The organism is Roseibium alexandrii DFL-11 (assembly GCF_000158095.2).
In the GTDB taxonomy this organism is placed as follows: Bacteria; Pseudomonadota; Alphaproteobacteria; order Rhizobiales; family Stappiaceae; genus Roseibium; species Roseibium alexandrii.
In genome coordinates this window covers 4,737,069-4,753,433 of sequence record NZ_CM011002.1, presented here as the reverse complement: position 1 = coordinate 4,753,433, position 16,365 = coordinate 4,737,069, and the positions used below count along the sequence as shown (strand labels likewise).

The 16,365-nt window shown below is 56.7% G+C and carries 17 protein-coding genes; 10 read left to right on the top strand and 7 right to left on the bottom strand.

The window, feature by feature from the left end; translation table 11 throughout:
* Positions 1-19 precede the first annotated feature (19 nt).
* The 3 genes from SADFL11_RS21985 to SADFL11_RS21975 are packed head-to-tail and all read right to left on the bottom strand — an operon-like array spanning position 20 to position 2,043.
* Complete coding sequence (locus SADFL11_RS21985) at positions 20-478, bottom strand: OsmC family protein (protein WP_008192794.1); 459 nt, start codon at positions 476-478, stop codon at positions 20-22.
* 6 nt (positions 479-484) lie between these two features.
* On the bottom strand, positions 485-1,165 hold the full coding sequence (locus SADFL11_RS21980; protein WP_008195906.1) for a malonic semialdehyde reductase: 681 nt from the start codon (positions 1,163-1,165) through the stop codon (positions 485-487).
* Entirely contained in the window at positions 1,162-2,043 is an 882-nt protein-coding gene (locus tag SADFL11_RS21975; protein ID WP_040452504.1) for a fumarylacetoacetate hydrolase family protein, read from the bottom strand. Before SADFL11_RS21975 ends, SADFL11_RS21980 begins: the two co-directional genes overlap by 4 nt.
* Before the next feature lie 103 nt (positions 2,044-2,146).
* Between SADFL11_RS21975 and SADFL11_RS21970 the strand changes: the two genes are divergently transcribed.
* Positions 2,147-2,533, top strand: a complete 387-nt coding sequence (locus tag SADFL11_RS21970) for a YciI family protein (protein ID WP_008191670.1) — start codon at positions 2,147-2,149, stop codon at positions 2,531-2,533.
* A 101-nt stretch (positions 2,534-2,634) separates the two neighbouring features.
* Positions 2,635-3,693, top strand: a complete 1,059-nt coding sequence (locus tag SADFL11_RS21965; RefSeq protein ID WP_008189598.1) for an MBL fold metallo-hydrolase — start codon at positions 2,635-2,637, stop codon at positions 3,691-3,693.
* A 103-nt stretch (positions 3,694-3,796) separates the two neighbouring features.
* On the opposite strand, the gene SADFL11_RS21960 is transcribed toward SADFL11_RS21965, so the two are convergent.
* The 4 genes from SADFL11_RS21960 to SADFL11_RS21945 all read right to left on the bottom strand — a co-directional run bounded on the left by SADFL11_RS21960 (position 3,797) and on the right by SADFL11_RS21945 (position 7,401).
* Entirely contained in the window at positions 3,797-4,663 is an 867-nt protein-coding gene (locus tag SADFL11_RS21960; RefSeq protein ID WP_008194156.1) for a metal ABC transporter permease, read from the bottom strand.
* A complete protein-coding gene (locus SADFL11_RS21955) occupies positions 4,663-5,565 on the bottom strand; it encodes a metal ABC transporter permease (protein ID WP_209002684.1) in 903 nt (300 codons plus the stop codon). Before SADFL11_RS21955 ends, SADFL11_RS21960 begins: the two co-directional genes overlap by 1 nt.
* A complete protein-coding gene (locus tag SADFL11_RS21950) occupies positions 5,562-6,461 on the bottom strand; it encodes a manganese/iron ABC transporter ATP-binding protein (RefSeq protein WP_322962259.1) in 900 nt (299 codons plus the stop codon). The genes SADFL11_RS21955 and SADFL11_RS21950 overlap by 4 nt, the downstream gene beginning before the upstream one ends.
* Before the next feature lie 82 nt (positions 6,462-6,543).
* Positions 6,544-7,401: a metal ABC transporter substrate-binding protein gene (locus SADFL11_RS21945; protein WP_050776144.1), complete on the bottom strand. Its 858-nt coding sequence runs from the start codon at positions 7,399-7,401 to the stop codon at positions 6,544-6,546.
* 229 nt (positions 7,402-7,630) lie between these two features.
* Here SADFL11_RS21945 and SADFL11_RS21940 point away from each other — a divergent pair, with 229 nt between their 5' ends.
* From SADFL11_RS21940 to SADFL11_RS21910, 8 genes are all read left to right on the top strand, one after another.
* Positions 7,631-8,899: an MHYT domain-containing protein gene (locus SADFL11_RS21940; protein ID WP_040450977.1), complete on the top strand. Its 1,269-nt coding sequence runs from the start codon at positions 7,631-7,633 to the stop codon at positions 8,897-8,899.
* A 424-nt stretch (positions 8,900-9,323) separates the two neighbouring features.
* Entirely contained in the window at positions 9,324-10,190 is an 867-nt protein-coding gene (locus tag SADFL11_RS21935) for an FAD binding domain-containing protein (protein WP_040452507.1), read from the top strand.
* A gap of 24 nt (positions 10,191-10,214) precedes the next feature.
* Positions 10,215-10,724 carry a (2Fe-2S)-binding protein gene (locus SADFL11_RS21930; protein WP_008195134.1) on the top strand — a complete coding sequence of 170 codons (510 nt, stop codon included), beginning with the start codon at positions 10,215-10,217 and terminating at the stop codon, positions 10,722-10,724.
* Positions 10,721-13,141, top strand: a complete 2,421-nt coding sequence (locus tag SADFL11_RS21925) for an aerobic carbon-monoxide dehydrogenase large subunit (RefSeq protein ID WP_008188701.1) — start codon at positions 10,721-10,723, stop codon at positions 13,139-13,141. The genes SADFL11_RS21930 and SADFL11_RS21925 overlap by 4 nt, the downstream gene beginning before the upstream one ends.
* Before the next feature lie 60 nt (positions 13,142-13,201).
* Complete coding sequence (locus SADFL11_RS25350; protein ID WP_008196306.1) at positions 13,202-13,354, top strand: hypothetical protein; 153 nt, start codon at positions 13,202-13,204, stop codon at positions 13,352-13,354.
* A 20-nt stretch (positions 13,355-13,374) separates the two neighbouring features.
* Positions 13,375-14,259 (top strand): AAA family ATPase, encoded by an 885-nt coding sequence (locus SADFL11_RS21920; protein WP_008194059.1) that lies wholly within the window; start codon positions 13,375-13,377, stop codon positions 14,257-14,259.
* A 3-nt stretch (positions 14,260-14,262) separates the two neighbouring features.
* A complete protein-coding gene (locus SADFL11_RS21915) occupies positions 14,263-15,462 on the top strand; it encodes a vWA domain-containing protein (RefSeq protein WP_008193025.1) in 1,200 nt (399 codons plus the stop codon).
* Positions 15,463-15,481: 19 nt separating this feature from the next.
* On the top strand, positions 15,482-16,354 hold the full coding sequence (locus tag SADFL11_RS21910; protein ID WP_008196143.1) for an XdhC family protein: 873 nt from the start codon (positions 15,482-15,484) through the stop codon (positions 16,352-16,354).
* Positions 16,355-16,365 lie beyond the last annotated feature (11 nt).

The window sequence follows — 16,365 nt, the reverse complement described above, 5'->3', positions numbered from 1 at the left end:
TCCCAAAACATCAGAAACCTTAGGCCTTGGCCCAGATTGTCTCCATTGAGGTCCCCGACTGTTCAAACAGTTTGGACAGGGGACAGTACTTGGCGACTTCAGATCCGACGCGGTCGAGCTCCTCTTGCGAGACCGAACCATCGCTGGTCACCACCTGCCGCAACGCGACAAAGGGAACGTCGATCTCCTCCTCAAGAGTGACGCCCCGGCGATCGAATTCGCAGGTAATTTCGATTGTCAGGTGACCGATGTCGGCCCCCAGTTTGCTGGCACACTTGTGCCCGATTACATTTGTACAACCCGCCAGAGCAGCCAATGCAGCTTCCGTTGGCGCCGGCCCCAGATTGGAGCCACCCCGCGCCTCCGGTTCATCGATCTGAAACGTCAAGTCGCGTATGGAAACGTCAGCCCGTGAATGGCTTATGCCCTGCCCTTTGGCACGAAGCTTGACGACTGTTTTTTCTCTCAAGCTCGGCATGCGGCCTCACAAAAACTTGCAGGCGGTCTCAAACGGCAACCGCGGTAGTTTTTGGAACAACGCACTCTCGTCTGCATATCCAAGATTACACAGGAAGTTCGATTTCAACTTCGTGCCGGTAAAAAACTCCTCATCGACTATCTTGTTCGAAAAGCCGGACATGGCTCCCACATCAAGACCGAGTGCCCGTGCAGCGATCATGAAATAGGCGCCTTGCAACGTCCCGTTCCGGAATGCGGTCGTCTCCGAATGTTCAGGCTTGCCTTCAAAATGCGGCCGCCGGTCCTCGTGTGGAAACAGGAATGGTAGCTCTTTCCAGAAATCCAGATCATGGGCAATGATCACAGCAACCGGTGCTGACATCATCTTGTCGATGTTCTTGTCCTTGAGCGACTTGGCCAGCCGCTCCTTTGCAGCTTGGCTCTCGATGAAGAAGAACCGCGCGGGACAGGTGTTCATGCTCGTTGGACCTGCAGCGGTGATCTCGTAGAGCAATTCAAGCGTGTCACGCGTCACCGGCTTGTCCTGCCAGGCATAGTGCGAGCGCGCCTGACGAAGGATCAAATCAATGGCGTCATCGTCGAGTTTCGTGATCCGTTCGCGCAAGGAACGGACCACATCCTGCGCTTCAGCACGCAAGGTTGCCAGAGCTTCGCCAACCGGCGCCTGCGATGCTGCCATTGTCATTCGGCGGCCTCCGTCGCACGCACGTCTTCTTCAGCGACAATCGGATTTGCACAAATACCGATGCCTTCGATTTCGACTTCAACCACTTCACCCGGCCGCAGCCAGCGCTGAGGCGTCTTTGCATGCCCCACGCCAGGGGGTGTCCCCATGGCAAGGTAATCACCCGGCTCCAGGGTCGAATATTCAGAGATGGTAGAGATCGTACGGGCCACGCTCCAAAGCATGTCGGACGTGGTCGCGCTTTGCAAAATTTCGCTGCCGACCCGGCTTTCGATCTTCAAACCTTCAGCGCCCGTTGGCAGTTCGTCCGGCGTCACGACAACTGGGCCCACGGGACCAGTGCCGTCAAAGTTCTTGCCAGGTGTCCATTGATGGGTTTTGCGCTGGTATTCGCGAACGGAACCGTCGTTGAACAGCGTGTAACCGAAGACGTGATCCAACGCGCTGGCTTCACTTATATGCCGGCCACCTTTGCCGATGATCACCATAAGTTCGGCTTCATAATCGAGCTGCTCGGAGCAGGAAGGACGCACCATGGGCGCCCCGGCGGGGATCATCGACGTCATCGACCGCATGAATAGCGCCGGATAGGTCGGCACATCGTAGCCGCCTTCCTTGATATGATCGACGTAATTCAACCCAAGGCAAATGATCTTGCCGGGCGCGGCAACCGGCAATTCCGGCGTTATCGCCGACAGATCATAACTGGCACCTTCGTCTTTTCTGGCCACCAGTTCCGAAAGATCCGCCGCGCCGGAAATCAAACCCATCAGATCATGGCCAACTTTGCTGTCCAATGCCGTCAAGTTCCAAGCCTTTTGACCTTCGACCAGATAAACGCCCTGACCTCCAGGCCCGGTTCCCACAATGAAACGCATGATTTCCTCGGTGTTAACGAATACCACCTCACTTTGACGACGTTTTTTTAGTTTGTCAAATAATATCGATTTTTTTATACTGCTTCAAAATTGGAGGACAAAAATGCCCAAATGGCAGGAATATAAACAGATCGCCAAAGAGCGCGGTGCGCTTGCTTTGGAGCTCTATGTCGTCAACACAAAGTCTGTCGGACCGGACGCAGACATTCCCGGGGCCCTCCCCGATCACCTCGCGTACCAGGCGCAATTGGAAACATCAGGCAGTCTCGCCTTTGCCGGCCCCGTCTCCGATGAAACCGGCGAAGAAATGCAGGGCGAAGGGATGATCATCTATAGAGCGACATCCCTGGAAGAGGCTCGGGCTCTGGCAGATGGCGACCCAATGCATGCGCGCGGGGTCCGCAGCTACACACTCCGGCGTTGGATGATCAATGAAGGCAGTTTCACGCTGTCGGTCGGTCTGTCGGCGAAAAAAACCAGTTTCTCGTAAGCAACGATCGGCCGGTGCCGCGCATTGGACGCAGCGCCGTCCAAAGGTTCAACAGACACGGGACTTGAAGAAGGAAGAAACGAAACCATTGGGAGGAAACGATGTTTCGGACGCTGATTTCTGGATTGCTGTTCAGCGCAGGCGCTTTGATGGCGCAACCCGCACTGGCAGAAAACTGTCTCAAAGTCACCTTAACCGGCACCCAGGGCGGACCACCTGTCTTTCAGGGACAGGCGGGTGCCGGTACTCTTGTTCAGTACGGCTCGGAAGAAAACAAATGCAACGACATGCGCTTGCAGTTCGATACCGGCCGTGGAACCACGCAGCGCCTATCGCAGGCAGGTGTGCCAGTTGGAAAAATCGATGCTATTTTCCTGAGCCATCTCCATTCCGATCACACCGAGGGCCTTGCAGACATGATGCAGCTGCGCTGGCACTTTAATTCTGGCGGGCCAAAAGTTGATCTGGTGTGCAGCGAGGAAACCAAATCTCCACTTGGCTTCTCCTTAAGCTGCGAGCGCTTTGCCACACATATCGGAGATGCCTTGATCAACTCCGGTGAAATCGCCCAACGGCTTGCTGAAAACAAAAAACGCCTTCCCGGCGGCCCGGCCGAGCTGATCAATGTCAAGGACTTCAAACCTCAAGATGAGGCCCAGGAAGTTTGGTCAAAAGGCGACGTAACAGTCAGCGCCATCCGGTCAACGCACATCCCAGGACATGCTTCCTATCGGGTAGATACCCCTGCCGGCAGCGTGGTGATTGGCGGTGATGCCGGCAATGACGTGCGTAAACCGCCACGGGAGACATCTACATCAGGCCAGGTCGAAAAGCTGGCACAAGGTGCGGACATTGTCGTGCATTCCACGATCCACCCCGTCATGGGGCCAGACGGTGGCACAGGCTTCCCGCCACCGATTTACTTCCGTCAAAGCAATGCCACGGACCTTGGGCATCTTGCCCGCAGGGCCGGGGTAAAACACTTGATGCTCACCCATCTGATCCCGCCGGTCGGCGCACCGCGCCAAGGTCCCTACAAACTCCCGGAAGGCGCATTGACCAACGAGGACTACACCGGAGCCGTGGCCGAAAGCGGCTTCGACGGCACCACGATCGTCGGCCAGGATCTTGTCTCGTTGACACTTCCGGTCAAAAACTGACCGGGTCAAAAAACCAAAACTAAAAAGCCGCCCCGAATGCTTCGGGGCGGCTTTTTTCGTCATAGTTCCTGAACGATTTCAAAGGAGACAGACGTTATGAAATTCACACCTCTTTAAGGGTCCTATCATCCTCAACCCTGCGCAAAGACATCTGCCGCGTAACAATTTGCCGGCGGATGAAGGCAGCAATGAACGCTGCTGTCAGGATCAGGACAATGGTCGGTGCCGGCGCACTGTCGATGAAGAAGCTCAAATACGTACCGGCGAGCATGGAAAGCATGCAGACGATAACAGACACCCAGAGCATCGTGCTGAATTTCCGCACAAGCAAAAAAGCAATCGCGCCCGGCGCAATCACCAAACCGATTGCGAGGATCAACCCGGTCGCCGAAAGGGTCGCAACGATTGTCAGGGACAGTGCGGCCAGCAAACCGTAGTGAAGCCAATTGACCGGCAGCCCGGAGGCCTGTGCCTGCGCAGCGTCAAAGCTGTGAAGGACGAGATCCTTCCATTTCAAAACCAGACCACTTGCAACAACAAGTGAGATGATGCCGGCGGTCCAGAGGTCCTGATTGCCAACACCAAGCATGTTTCCAAACAGAATGTGGTCAAGGTGAGCGTTGGTTTCGACGGCCACATAAAGAACGATCCCAAGACCGAACATGCCGGAGAAGACAACGCCCATGACGGTGTCCTGCTTCACGCGGCTGTTGTTCGAAAGATACCCAGTTGCAACAGCGCACACCATGCCGGCGGCAAAGGCACCCAGGATCAAGGGAAGGCCAACAATGTATGCCAGCACAATGCCGGGAAGAACGGCATGACTGACAGCGTCGCCCATCAGCGCCCATCCCTTCATGACCAAAAAACAGGACAAGAGCGCGGTCGGGATCGAAACCAGAACGCAGATCAGGAACGCATTCTGCATGAATGGGAATTTGAACGGCAGAAGAAGAAAATCGAGATCCATCACTGAAGCCCTCCACCGCGCGGTCCTGGCAGCACGGCCTCAGGAGGCCCGTTGCGGAGCGCTTCTGATGCTTTATGGCGCGCGGCCAAAAGGCCGTGTTTTGGCGCAAAGAGAAAGGCGACAAGAAAGATCAAGGTCTGCAGTGTAACGATGATCCCGCCGGTCGCTCCATCCAGAAAATAGCTTATATAGGCACCGGAAAAACTGGTGACGGATCCGATCACCACAGACAGAGCGATAAGTCTTGGGAACCTGTCACACAGAAGATACGCCGTTGCACCCGGCGTGACCACCATAGCGATCACTAGAAAGGCTCCAACCGTCTGCATGGCCGCCACAACGGAAGCAGACAGCAGTATGAAAAACACAGCCTTCAGGAGTCCTGGCCGCAGACCAATCGTGCGCGCGTGGTTCTCGTCAAAGAACGTGACCATCAGGTCTTTCCACTTGAGCAAAAGTACACCCAGCGACACAAATCCAATGATTGCAAGCTGAAGTGTGTCTTCAGGTGTGATTGCCAGAATGTTGCCCATGGTGATGGTCTGGATCGACACCGACATAGGATTGACTGACACAATGAAGAGACCCAGTCCGAAGAATGAAGTGAAAATCAATCCGATGATCACATCGACTTTCAATCCGGACCGTTCCGACAGGAACAACATGGCCCCAGCCGCAAGCCCGCCAGCAATGAAAGCCCCGAGAGCAAACGGCAACCCGAGGATATTAGCGCCAGCGACACCCGGCACGACAGAATGCGAAAGAGCATCGCCAATCAAAGACCAGCCCTTGAGCATGAGATAGGCAGAAAGAAATGCGCAAACGCCACCAACAAGCGCGGACACCCACATAGCGTTGGTCATATAGGCGTAGTTGAAGGGCTCAAGCAGAGTGGCAATCATGGCCGTTTCTCGGCCGTTTGCGTTTCATCTCCATATTGAACAAATGGGCGTTCATCATCGGTCAGGATGGTCACCTTCCGGTCATCCCCATCCGTATGCAACGTCTGATCGCTGATGGTGAAATGCCGGAGAACACCGCCAAAGGCCTGCTCCAGGTTTTCGCGGGTGAACGTCGTTTCAGTGGGCCCAAAGGCCAGCACCGTTCCCTTTACCAGAACAGTGCGGTCACAGAATTCAGGTACAGATCCGAGATTGTGAGTGGAGACCAGCATCACACGTCCCTCGGCCCGCAATTCTCCAAGGAGTTCGATAATCTGTTCCTCGGTTTTGACGTCTACGCCCGTGAACGGTTCATCTAGCAGAATGACTTGGCCGTCTTGTGCCAATGCTCGCGCAAGAAACACACGTTTGCGCTGACCACCAGACAGTTCACCAATCTGACGCTTCCGGTAGTCCTGCATGTTAACCCGGCTGAGCGCTTCGGCAACAGCATCGTGATCGGATTGTTTGGGACGGCGCAAGAACCCCATGTGACCATACCGGCCCATCATGACAACGTCTTCAACCAGCACCGGAAACGACCAGTCGACTTCTTCTGACTGCGGTACGTAAGCGACGAGGTTTTTCCGAAGCGCTTCTTTGACGCTCATGCCCAGAAGTTGAATGGTTCCCTTGGCAGCTGGCACAAAGCCCATGATTGCCTTGAAGAGTGTTGACTTACCGGCCCCGTTGACGCCGACGAGTGCGGTGACCGTACCGCGCGGGATCTCAAAACTGGCGTTCCAAAGTGCGGTATGGCCATTGCGGTAAGTGACGGTCACGTCCTCTGCGGAGATCCCGATATCTGACACCATGCTTGTCGATGCCAACTCCGGCTCCTCGATGACCTTCAACATTCAACAAATCCAATCATTACAAAATCCGGCCCGCCGGGGAAGAGCCGCGGCATCAAAACCAAAAGACGCAGCGGCAAAAAAATCAGTTGGTCGCGCTTTCCAACCCTTCAGCGACCGTCGTTGAGGTCACCCGCAGAAGGTCGAGATAGGTCGGGACCTGCCCGTCGGCTTCGCTGAGTGAATCAACATAAAGCACACCACCATAACTCGCGCCAGTCTCCCGCGCGACCTGTTCAGCAGGCGCTGTATTTACCGTGCTTTCACAGAAAACGACCGGAATGTTGTATTCTTTTACGCCGTCAATAACCGAGCGGACCTGTTGCGGTGTTCCAACCTGATCAGCATTCATCGGCCACAAGTACAGTTCCTTCATACCGAAATCGCGCGCGAGATAACTAAAGGCACCTTCACAAGTCACAAGCCAACGCTTGTCTTCCGGAACTTGTGCGATTGTCTCACGAAGCGGTTCGATCACGCCGCGCAACTGCTCTTTGTAGGCTTCCGCGTTCTTTTTGTAGACGTCCGCATTGGCTGGATCTTGGGCGGAAAATGCAGCTGCAATGTTATCGATGTAGACCTGCGCGTTGTTGAGGCCCATCCAGGCGTGGGGATTGGGCTTGCCCTCGTAGGATCCGCTTCTGATGGAAATCGGATCAATGCCGTCTGTCAGTGTCGCCGACGGGATGTCGCCGAGGTTTGACAGAAATTGTTCAAACCAAAGCTCCAGATTCATACCGTTCCACAGGATTAGGTCCGCATCGGAGGCCCGTACGATGTCCTGCGGCGTCGGCTCATACCCATGAATTTCAGCGCCGGGCTTGGTGATGGACACCACCTCGGCCGCATCACCGGCAACATTTGAGGCCATGTCGGCAATGACAGTAAAGGTCGTAACGACCTTCATCTTGTCTTCTGCCCAAGCGCTCTGCCCGGATACCATTGCGATCGCTGCCGCAGCAGCAAACAAAGCAATCTTTTTCACTGAAACCTCACACAAGTAGCGTTTAATCCTGATGCAAGTGATATTGCAACTCATTCGCAAGTGTCAAGCTTATTGCGAATGAGTTGCATTAAAAACTGGAAACTTGGCCTGAGCCAAATCTTGACCTATCCTGAACCCAGGACACTGCTTCGATCTAACAATGGTGTTGAGTGGGAGGACGCTCACAATGACAGTGACGCACGAGCCTTGGCTCGTGGCGCTTTCCCTGATAATGGCATTTCAGGGCAGCTATGTTGGTTTGGGTTTGGCCGTCCAAGTCCGCACGTCGACAGAACCCCGTCGGCGTCTGTTGTTGGCTGGAGCCGCGTTCACACTCGCACTGGCAATTTGGTCGATGCATTTTGTTGGTATGCTCGCCGCCCGCCTGCCCGTCGTGACAAACTTCCTTGTATTGCCGACCCTTCTTTCGTTCCTCGTCTGTGTGCTTGTTGTTGGGATCGGCGTGTTTGCGGCCAGCAATAGGCAACTGACGCCCATTCGCCTTGGAATCGCTGCCTTTGTCATGGGGGCCGGGATATGCACGATGCATTACTTGGGCATGTATACCCTACATTTGTCGTTGAGTATGTCTCATGACACGGCTTATGTGCTGGCCAGCTTTTTGATTGCTTTCAATGCCTCGGGCCTTGCACTCTGGCTCTTGTTCGGCCCCGGACGACGACCGCCGATGTTTGTTTCTGCGGTCGTGATGGCGCTTGCGATCTCTGCCATGCATTACATTGCGATGGCTGGCCTGACCGTTGAACCGATTGCAGCTCCAACACCCTCATTGGCTCCTGCCCTAAATCCGGGAACCCTCGCCATTCTGGTCTCCTGTGTGTCTTTTCTGGTCTCCGGCCTCTTTCTACTCAAGCTTGTCCCGGAACAGCCTCTTAGAGTGGATGAGGCTCCCCATTTCGATGATGATCTTATTCTCCAAACTGTAGCGCCAGTGAGCGCTGCGAGTGCTGAAGCAGTACCCAGAGCCAACTCTTTTTCCAAGCAAGAGCAGATTTCCAACCGCACTGCCCATGGTTTGCAGTCCGCCGCCACCCCCGTCCGCTCGCAGAAATTGACGGCAAAAAGAATGCTGCCAATCGAACACGACGGCCAGAAGGCGCAGATCGCTGCAACAGAGATCGTGGCCATCCATGCAGACGCGCATTACACGAAGCTATTCGACGGATCGCGAGAGTATTTCTGCCCCTTGTCCATAAGCGAGGCCGAGCGTCAGCTGGACAGTAAAGCCTTTAACAGGGTCCATCGCAGCCACATTGTGAATCTGGCACGGGTGGCATCCTTCAAGAGGTCCGGTGACGGCGGCCTTCTGGTCCTACAGGGCGACGCCGGGCAGACCGTACCAGTCAGCCGCTCCCGCTGGAGCCGTGTCAAATCCCAGCTCACGACGATGTCAGAAACCAAAACACCGGTGCCTGACCCAGCGCCCGCTCAATAACCACGGATATCGGTTTTTCCTTCGCTAAAACACCGAGCACGCAATGCAACAAAAGCGTGCAAAGGCCGCATTTCGTGAAACGTGCCATTTTTCTGGCTTCTCGCTGCACAGCCACAGGTAAATTAGAAACTCAACTCAATTAACTAGCTGAATTTTCAGATTAACGTGACCCTACACCAAATCTAAAAATATCGATTTTTTCATAATAAGCGTCAGCAGTAGTGACGTAATTCGTGAAATGACAAACGTATTCCGTGCAAACCCCTGCGTCATTTGTGCAGGTTTCCTTGTGAGTGCACCGCAGCAACTGCGACGCTCTTCGTCAAATGAGGCGCGTTGGAGAGCGCCGTACTCAGACGCAAGGGCCTGTCCGGATCTCGGACCAACGCCCAACCGATTTGGCTGCATGAGGGAGGAGAAAGACGTGATCCCAGGTGAATTCACATATCACCGGCCAGCGACTGTTAAAGAAGCAGTGGCGATCCTGGCCGAACACGGCGATGAAGCCCGGCCCCTTTCTGGAGGCCACAGCCTGATCCCAATGATGAAGCTGCGCATGGCCGCGCCGGAACATCTGATCGATCTTGGCGGTGTCGAGAGCCTAAAGGGCATCTCGGAAGACGGCGAAACGATCATCATAGGAGCGATGACGACCCAGCACGAGATGATCAGTTCGGATCTCCTTGCCGCAAAACTTCCAATCATTCGCGAAACATCCTTGCTGATCGCCGATCCTCAAATCCGGTATCTCGGCACTCTCGGCGGAAACGTCGCAAACGGCGATCCGGGCAATGACATGCCGGCGCTTATGCAATGCCTCAATGCAAGCTATGTCCTGAGTGGTCCGGACGGCGACCGCGAAGTAGCCGCGCGCGAGTTTTACGAGGCCGCATATTTTACGGCCTTGGCGCCGGAAGAAATCCTGATCGCGGTTCGGATCCCGACACCGGCGACGGGCCATGGCTATGCCTATGAAAAACTGAAACGCAAGGTGGGTGACTACGCCACCGCCGCCGCAGCGGTCCTCCTCACAATGAACGGCGGCACCGTTGCATCCTGCTCAATAGCACTCACCAATGTGGCCGACACACCGCTCTTCGCTGCTGAGGCGAGCGAGATCCTTACAGGGTCCGCTTTGGATCCAGAGACTGTGAAAGAAGCCGTTGCAGCAGCAGAAGCCATCACGGAACCGGCATCTGACGGACGTGGTCCTGCCGAATACCGCACGAAAATGGCAGGCGTGATGCTGGAACGCGCACTGGCCCGCGCAGCAGAGCACGCAAGCAGCTGACCGGGGACGAGGGAGAAAAAACGAATGAGCGATATTGAACAAATCCCGGTCACTATGACCGTCAACGGAAAGAAGGTGCAGCGCTTCGTGGAGCCGCGCACGCTTCTGATCCACTTCCTGCGGGAAGACCTTGATATCACCGGTCCGCATATCGGCTGTGAAACCTCCCATTGCGGCGCATGCACCATCGAGATGAACGGTATGTCGGTCAAGGCCTGCACGGTTTTTGCTGTCCAGGCGAACAACGCGGAGCTGACCACGGTCGAGGCCATGGCAAATGCCGACGGCACCTTGTCCGCGCTTCAGGAAGGCTTTCGCCAGATGCACGGTCTGCAGTGCGGCTATTGCACGCCGGGCATGATCATGCGGGCCCATGTGCTCTTGAAAGAGAACCCCAACCCGACAGAGGACGAGATCCGCATGGGGATCTCCGGCAACTTGTGCCGCTGCACCGGCTATCAGAACATCGTCAAGGCCATCCAGTACGCCGCGGCGAAGCTGAACGGAACCGAGTTTCAGGAGGCTGCAGAATGAACGACATAACCCCGACACGCGAACAGCGCGAAGCGGCCCTAGAAGGCATGGGCTGCAAGCGCAAACGCGTTGAAGACGTTCGCTTCACTCAGGGCCAGGGACAGTATGTCGATGACATCAAGCTTCCGGGAATGGTATTCGGTGACTTTGTCCGCTCGCCTTATCCGCATGCCCGCATCACCAAGATAGACGCGACCGAAGCGTTGAAAATTCCGGGCGTGATCGCGGTGCTGACCGCCGAGGACCTGAAGGGCGTCAACCTTGCCTGGATGCCGACGCTGGCCGGGGACGTGCAGATGGTTCTGGCCGACGGCAAGGTTTTGTATCAGAACCAGGAAGTGGCCTTTGTTGTCGCCGAAAACCGCTACATAGCCGATGACGCCATCCAGTTGGTCGAAGTGGACTATGAGGAACTGCCCGTCCTGATCGACCCGTTCAAGGCGATGGATCCGGATGCCCCGGTCCTGCGCGAAGATCTGGAAGGCAAGATGGAAGGTGCCCATGGCCCGCGCGACCATCACAACCACATCTTCAAGTGGCATGTCGGTGACAGCGAGGAAACCGCCAAGGCGTTTTCAGAAGCCGATGTGACCATCAAGGAAATGATCTCCTATCACCGGACCCATCCGTCCCCGCTGGAGACCTGCCAGTGCGTGGCATCAATGGACAAGGTGAAGGGAGAATTGACCCTGTGGGGCACCTTCCAGGCGCCGCATGTGATCCGTACGGTTGCCTCCCTGCTGTCCACCATTCCGGAGCACAAGATCCATGTGATCGCTCCGGACATCGGCGGCGGTTTCGGCAACAAGGTGGGCGCCTATCCGGGTTATATCTGCTCGATCGTCGCCTCGATCGTGACCGGCGTGCCGGTGAAATGGGTTGAAGACCGGATGGAGAACCTCTCCACCACGTCTTTTGCCCGCGACTATCATATGACTACGGAACTGGCCGCCAAGGCCGACGGCACGGTGACCGGGCTGAAAGTCCATGTGCTTGCCGATCATGGAGGTTTTGATGCCTGCGCCGATCCGTCCAAATGGCCGGCGGGTTTCTTCAACATCGTCACCGGGTCTTATGATTTTCCAACAGCCGACCTGACCGTGGATGGCGTTTACACCAACAAGGCGCCGGGCGGTGTTGCCTATCGGTGCTCGTTCCGGGTAACGGAGGCCGCCTACTGCATCGAGCGTGCCATGGATGTCCTCGCCCAGAAGCTAGACATGGACCCGGCGGATCTGCGCATCAAGAACTTCGTCAGACAAGACCAGTTCCCCTACCAGTCCGCGCTTGGCTGGGAGTATGACAGCGGCGATTATCACACCGCGATGCAAAAGGCGATGGACACCATCGGCTACCGCCAGCTGCGCGAGGAACAAAAGGCCAAGCAGGAAGCCTTCCAGCGCGGCGAAACCCGCGAGATCATGGGCATCGGCATTTCGTTCTTCACCGAGATCGTCGGTGCCGGCCCGTCCAAGAACTGCGACATTCTGGGTGTCGCCATGTTCGACAGCGCGGAAATCCGGGTTCACCCGACCGGCTCGGTGATATCGCGCATGGGGACCAAAAGCCAGGGTCAGGGCCACGAGACGACCTGGGCCCAGATCATCGCAACCGAAATCGGCATTCCCGCCGACGACATCATGGTCGAGGAAGGCAACACGGACACCGCCCCCTATGGCCTTGGCACCTACGGATCGCGGTCGACACCGGTGGCCGGTGCGGCAATCGCCCTGGCTGCCCGCAAGATCCGCAACAAGGCCCAGATGATCGCGGCCCATATGCTGGAAGTCTCCGAGTACGATCTCGAATGGGACGTTGACGGCTTCCAGGTCAAGGGGAACCCGCAAGCGCGCAAGTCCATGAAGGAAATCGCCTGGGCGGCCTACAACGCGCCGCCGCCGAACCTGGAACCGGGTCTGGAGGCTGTCAGCTACTACGACCCGCCGAACATGACCTATCCGTTTGGCGCGTACTTCTGTGTCATGGACATTGATGTCGATACCGGGGTCGCCAAGACCCGGCGGTTCTACGCCCTCGACGACTGCGGCACACGCATCAACCCGATGATCATCGAGGGGCAGGTCCATGGTGGTCTGACTGAGGCCTTCGCCATCGCGATGGGTCAGGAGATCCGTTACGATGAAATGGGCAATGTTATGGGCGCATCGTTCATGGACTTCTTCCTGCCGACCGCCGTGGAAACGCCGCATTGGGAAACCGATCACACGGTCACCCCGAGCCCGCATCATCCAATTGGGGCCAAAGGCGTGGGCGAAAGCCCGAATGTCGGCGGCGTTCCGGCCTTCTCCAATGCGGTCAACAATGCGTTCCAATTCCTGGGCTCCACGCATATCCAGATGCCGCATGATGCTTGGCGTGTCTGGCAGGCAGCCAAGGATCTTGGTGCACACGACTAAGCACGAGCGAATGGAATCTCCCTCCCGGAGCCGGGAGGGAGACAATTCAAGGATGACTTCATGACATTGACAGATGCGCTGCAGGCCGAGGTTCTGCTTCTTACCATCAATGCAACTTCCCGGCGTGTGTCCGAAATCGCCATCGCGAACGGCCTCGTGGTCTGGCCGAAACCGGCCAACGAGAAAACTGAAAAGGCGCTGGTGTCCAGCTGACTGGCCCGGCCAAAACACCCATGACGACCCAGACAAAAGACACGCTCGCCGAAGCGCTCGCTGGCGCCGGATATGTTGCAGATGATGGCCTTGCCATGGCCCTTCTCCTCACCGAGATGCTGAACAGGCCTTTGCTTCTGGAAGGCGAAGCAGGGGTCGGCAAAACGGAAGTCGCAAAAGCGCTCGCAAAGCTGGACAACACGGATCTGATCCGATTGCAATGCTACGAGGGTCTTGACCGTTCCGACGCCATTTACGAGTGGAACTACCAGCGCCAACTCCTCGCCATCAAGGCTCGGGAGGGGTCCGGCGACAACGCTGAAACCGTTGAAGAGGCGGTGTTTTCTGAGAAGTATCTTTTGGAACGTCCCCTTCTTGCGGCGATCCGCCAAGACAAGGCACCGGTCCTTCTGATCGATGAAGTCGACCGGGCTGATGAAGAGTTTGAGGCGTTCCTGTTGGAACTCCTGTCCGACTTTCAGGTCTCCATTCCCGAACTTGGCACCATCGAAGCCAAAAGCATTCCCCGGGTCATCCTGACCTCGAACGGAACACGGGAGCTGTCCGATGCACTGCGCCGCCGGTGCCTTTATCACTATGTCGATTACCCGGACCCCAGCCGCGAAGCGCGCATTCTTTTAAGCCGGGTGGAGGGACTGGATACTGCCCTTGCCCTGCAAATCGCCGAGCTGATGGGCAAGTTGCGCAAGGAAGACCTGACGAAGGTGCCGGGCGTTGCCGAAACCATCGACTGGGCGGCTGCCCTTGTCGGCCTTGGCACAAAAAATCTGCATGAGCGGCGTGAGACGGTTTTCGATACTCTCGTCTGCGTTCTGAAGACACGCGAAGACCAGGCCCGTATTACTCCGGAAGTCACGGATCGGCTTCTTGGAAAGGTGGCCTGAGCCATGGCCTCTGTCCATCTTGAAAGCCATGACGATCTTGGCACTGCAGTCCGGGTGCGCCTCGCCGGATTTGTGCGTTCCTTACGCGACAGCGGGTACAAGGTTGGGCTTGGCGAGACGGAAGATGCAATCCGATTGCTTCGGTCCGATATCATCAAACGTCCCCAGAGGCTGAAGGAAGCGTTCAGGGCCCTTTTTAGCGGCCGCTTGTCGGACTGGACCAAATTCGATGACGTGTTCGATGCCTATTGGCTCGGACGCGGTGTGAAATCGGGCATCAAGGTCTCCGGCAGCAGTTCCAGGAAGACCACGAAAACCATCCGCGAAATGGTTGATGCCCAAGGCCCGCCTCAGGACACCATTGCAGGCGATGTCGACAGGGTTCCGGGTGAAGAGGACGAGCCCAGCGACGAGACACCGTCAGGACGCCGGGAGGGCGCCAGCATTGCCGACCACCTCGGCAAGGCTGACTTCCGCAACATCCATGACCCGGAACAACTGGCCAAGGCCCATGAGCTGGCGGAAAAACTTGCCAGAGCCATGCGGATCCGCCTCACGCGCCGGGACAAGCAAAAGCGCAAGGGCCCGAGGCTCGACCTTCGCAAGACAATCCGTCACTCGATCGCCCAGGGAGGCACACCGATCGAGTTGATCCGCAAGGGGCCGCGCACGCGTCAGCTCCGTCTGGTGATCCTTCTCGATGCTTCCGGGTCGATGAGCAATTACACCGGTGTCTTCACACGGTTCGTGCACGGCCTGCTCGACAATTTCCGCGAAGCCGAAGCGTTTCTGTTCCACACCCGGCTTGTCCATGTTTCGTCCGCACTTTCAGAACGGGATGCAACGCGCGCCCTCGACCGGATGGGGCTGATGGCCCAGGGCATCGGCGGCGGGACGAAGATCGGCGAGGCCCTGGCGGACTTCAACAGGTCCCACGCTGCCCGCGTGATCCACTCACGAACCTGCGTGATGATCCTGTCCGATGGCTATGACACCGGCACACCGGACCAGCTCGGCGACGAAATGGCTCGCCTGCGCAAACGTTGCAAGCGGATCATCTGGCTCAACCCCATGATCGGTTGGGATGGCTACGAGCCGGTGACCGGTGGAATGCAGGCCGCACTGCCCCATGTCGATCTGTTTGCGCCAGCCCATAACCTCGACAGTCTGGCCGCCCTCGAACCTTATCTTGAACGCCTGTGATGCGATGGGAGAGACACCAATGAAACACTCTGCCCCTGAAACACTGAGAGCTGCACAACAAGCCTCGGCTACCGATGTTTCTGCATTGGCGGAGCAACTTCGAAAAGATGCAGAACCCTATGCACTGGCGACAGTCGTCCGAACCATTTCGGTAACCGCAGCGAAAGCCGGCGCAAAGGCCGTGATTGCCGCAGATGGCCATATTGCAGGCGGCTGGATCGGTGGCGGCTGTGCAAGATCCGCTGTAATCAAGGCTGCAAAGGCTGCCATTGAAGACGGCGAACCAAAACTGATTTCCCTCCAACCGGAAGACCTGCTGGCTGAACTCGGCGTTGAAGCCGGAGACAACCGGCAAGGGGTACAGTTTGCGAGGAACATGTGCCCAAGCCAGGGCACGATGGACATCTTTGTCGAACCGGTTCTGCCGCGACCGAAACTTGTTATCCTCGGAGCGAGCCCTGTGGCCGTCGCCCTTGCGCAGCAGGGCCCGAACATCGGCTTTGAGTGTATTGCTCATGCCTCCCTTGAGGACCTCAAGACATTTCCGCAAGAGTGCGAAGTCAAAGACGGTTTTGACATTCCCGAAAACAGCAATGCCGAGCGTTACCTCGCGGTCTCCACACAAGGGCGCGGTGATTTGGCGGCGCTTGAATCCGCCCTTGCTGCGAACTCGAAACACATCGCCTTTGTCGGCAGCCACAGGAAAATTGCCCACCTGAAGTCCAAGCTGCGCGAAAAGGGGATCAGCGACGAGAGCCTTGAACGGATAGACGGTCCTGCCGGGCTCGACCTTGGTGCGATCACGCCTGAGGAAATAGCCCTTTCGATCCTTGCCGAACTCGTGATGGTCCGCCGCAAGGGCCAACGCGGAACCGACGTTCATCACATTTAAAATTACAGACG

Coding starts and splice junctions, on each gene's coding strand:
- SADFL11_RS21945 (WP_050776144.1), bottom strand. CDS start 7,401: ATGGTATCCGGGCAGAGCGCTTGGGCAGAAGACAAGATGAAGGTCGTT.
- SADFL11_RS25350 (WP_008196306.1), top strand. CDS start 13,202: ATGACATTGACAGATGCGCTGCAGGCCGAGGTTCTGCTTCTTACCATC.
- SADFL11_RS21980 (WP_008195906.1), bottom strand. CDS start 1,165: ATGACAATGGCAGCATCGCAGGCGCCGGTTGGCGAAGCTCTGGCAACC.
- SADFL11_RS21955 (WP_209002684.1), bottom strand. CDS start 5,565: ATGATTGCCACTCTGCTTGAGCCCTTCAACTACGCCTATATGACCAAC.
- SADFL11_RS21940 (WP_040450977.1), top strand. CDS start 7,631: ATGACAGTGACGCACGAGCCTTGGCTCGTGGCGCTTTCCCTGATAATG.
- SADFL11_RS21965 (WP_008189598.1), top strand. CDS start 2,635: ATGTTTCGGACGCTGATTTCTGGATTGCTGTTCAGCGCAGGCGCTTTG.
- SADFL11_RS21915 (WP_008193025.1), top strand. CDS start 14,263: ATGGCCTCTGTCCATCTTGAAAGCCATGACGATCTTGGCACTGCAGTC.
- SADFL11_RS21920 (WP_008194059.1), top strand. CDS start 13,375: ATGACGACCCAGACAAAAGACACGCTCGCCGAAGCGCTCGCTGGCGCC.
- SADFL11_RS21985 (WP_008192794.1), bottom strand. CDS start 478: ATGCCGAGCTTGAGAGAAAAAACAGTCGTCAAGCTTCGTGCCAAAGGG.
- SADFL11_RS21975 (WP_040452504.1), bottom strand. CDS start 2,043: ATGCGTTTCATTGTGGGAACCGGGCCTGGAGGTCAGGGCGTTTATCTG.
- SADFL11_RS21910 (WP_008196143.1), top strand. CDS start 15,482: ATGAAACACTCTGCCCCTGAAACACTGAGAGCTGCACAACAAGCCTCG.
- SADFL11_RS21960 (WP_008194156.1), bottom strand. CDS start 4,663: ATGGATCTCGATTTTCTTCTTCTGCCGTTCAAATTCCCATTCATGCAG.
- SADFL11_RS21925 (WP_008188701.1), top strand. CDS start 10,721: ATGAACGACATAACCCCGACACGCGAACAGCGCGAAGCGGCCCTAGAA.
- SADFL11_RS21930 (WP_008195134.1), top strand. CDS start 10,215: ATGAGCGATATTGAACAAATCCCGGTCACTATGACCGTCAACGGAAAG.
- SADFL11_RS21970 (WP_008191670.1), top strand. CDS start 2,147: ATGCCCAAATGGCAGGAATATAAACAGATCGCCAAAGAGCGCGGTGCG.
- SADFL11_RS21950 (WP_322962259.1), bottom strand. CDS start 6,461: ATGTTGAAGGTCATCGAGGAGCCGGAGTTGGCATCGACAAGCATGGTG.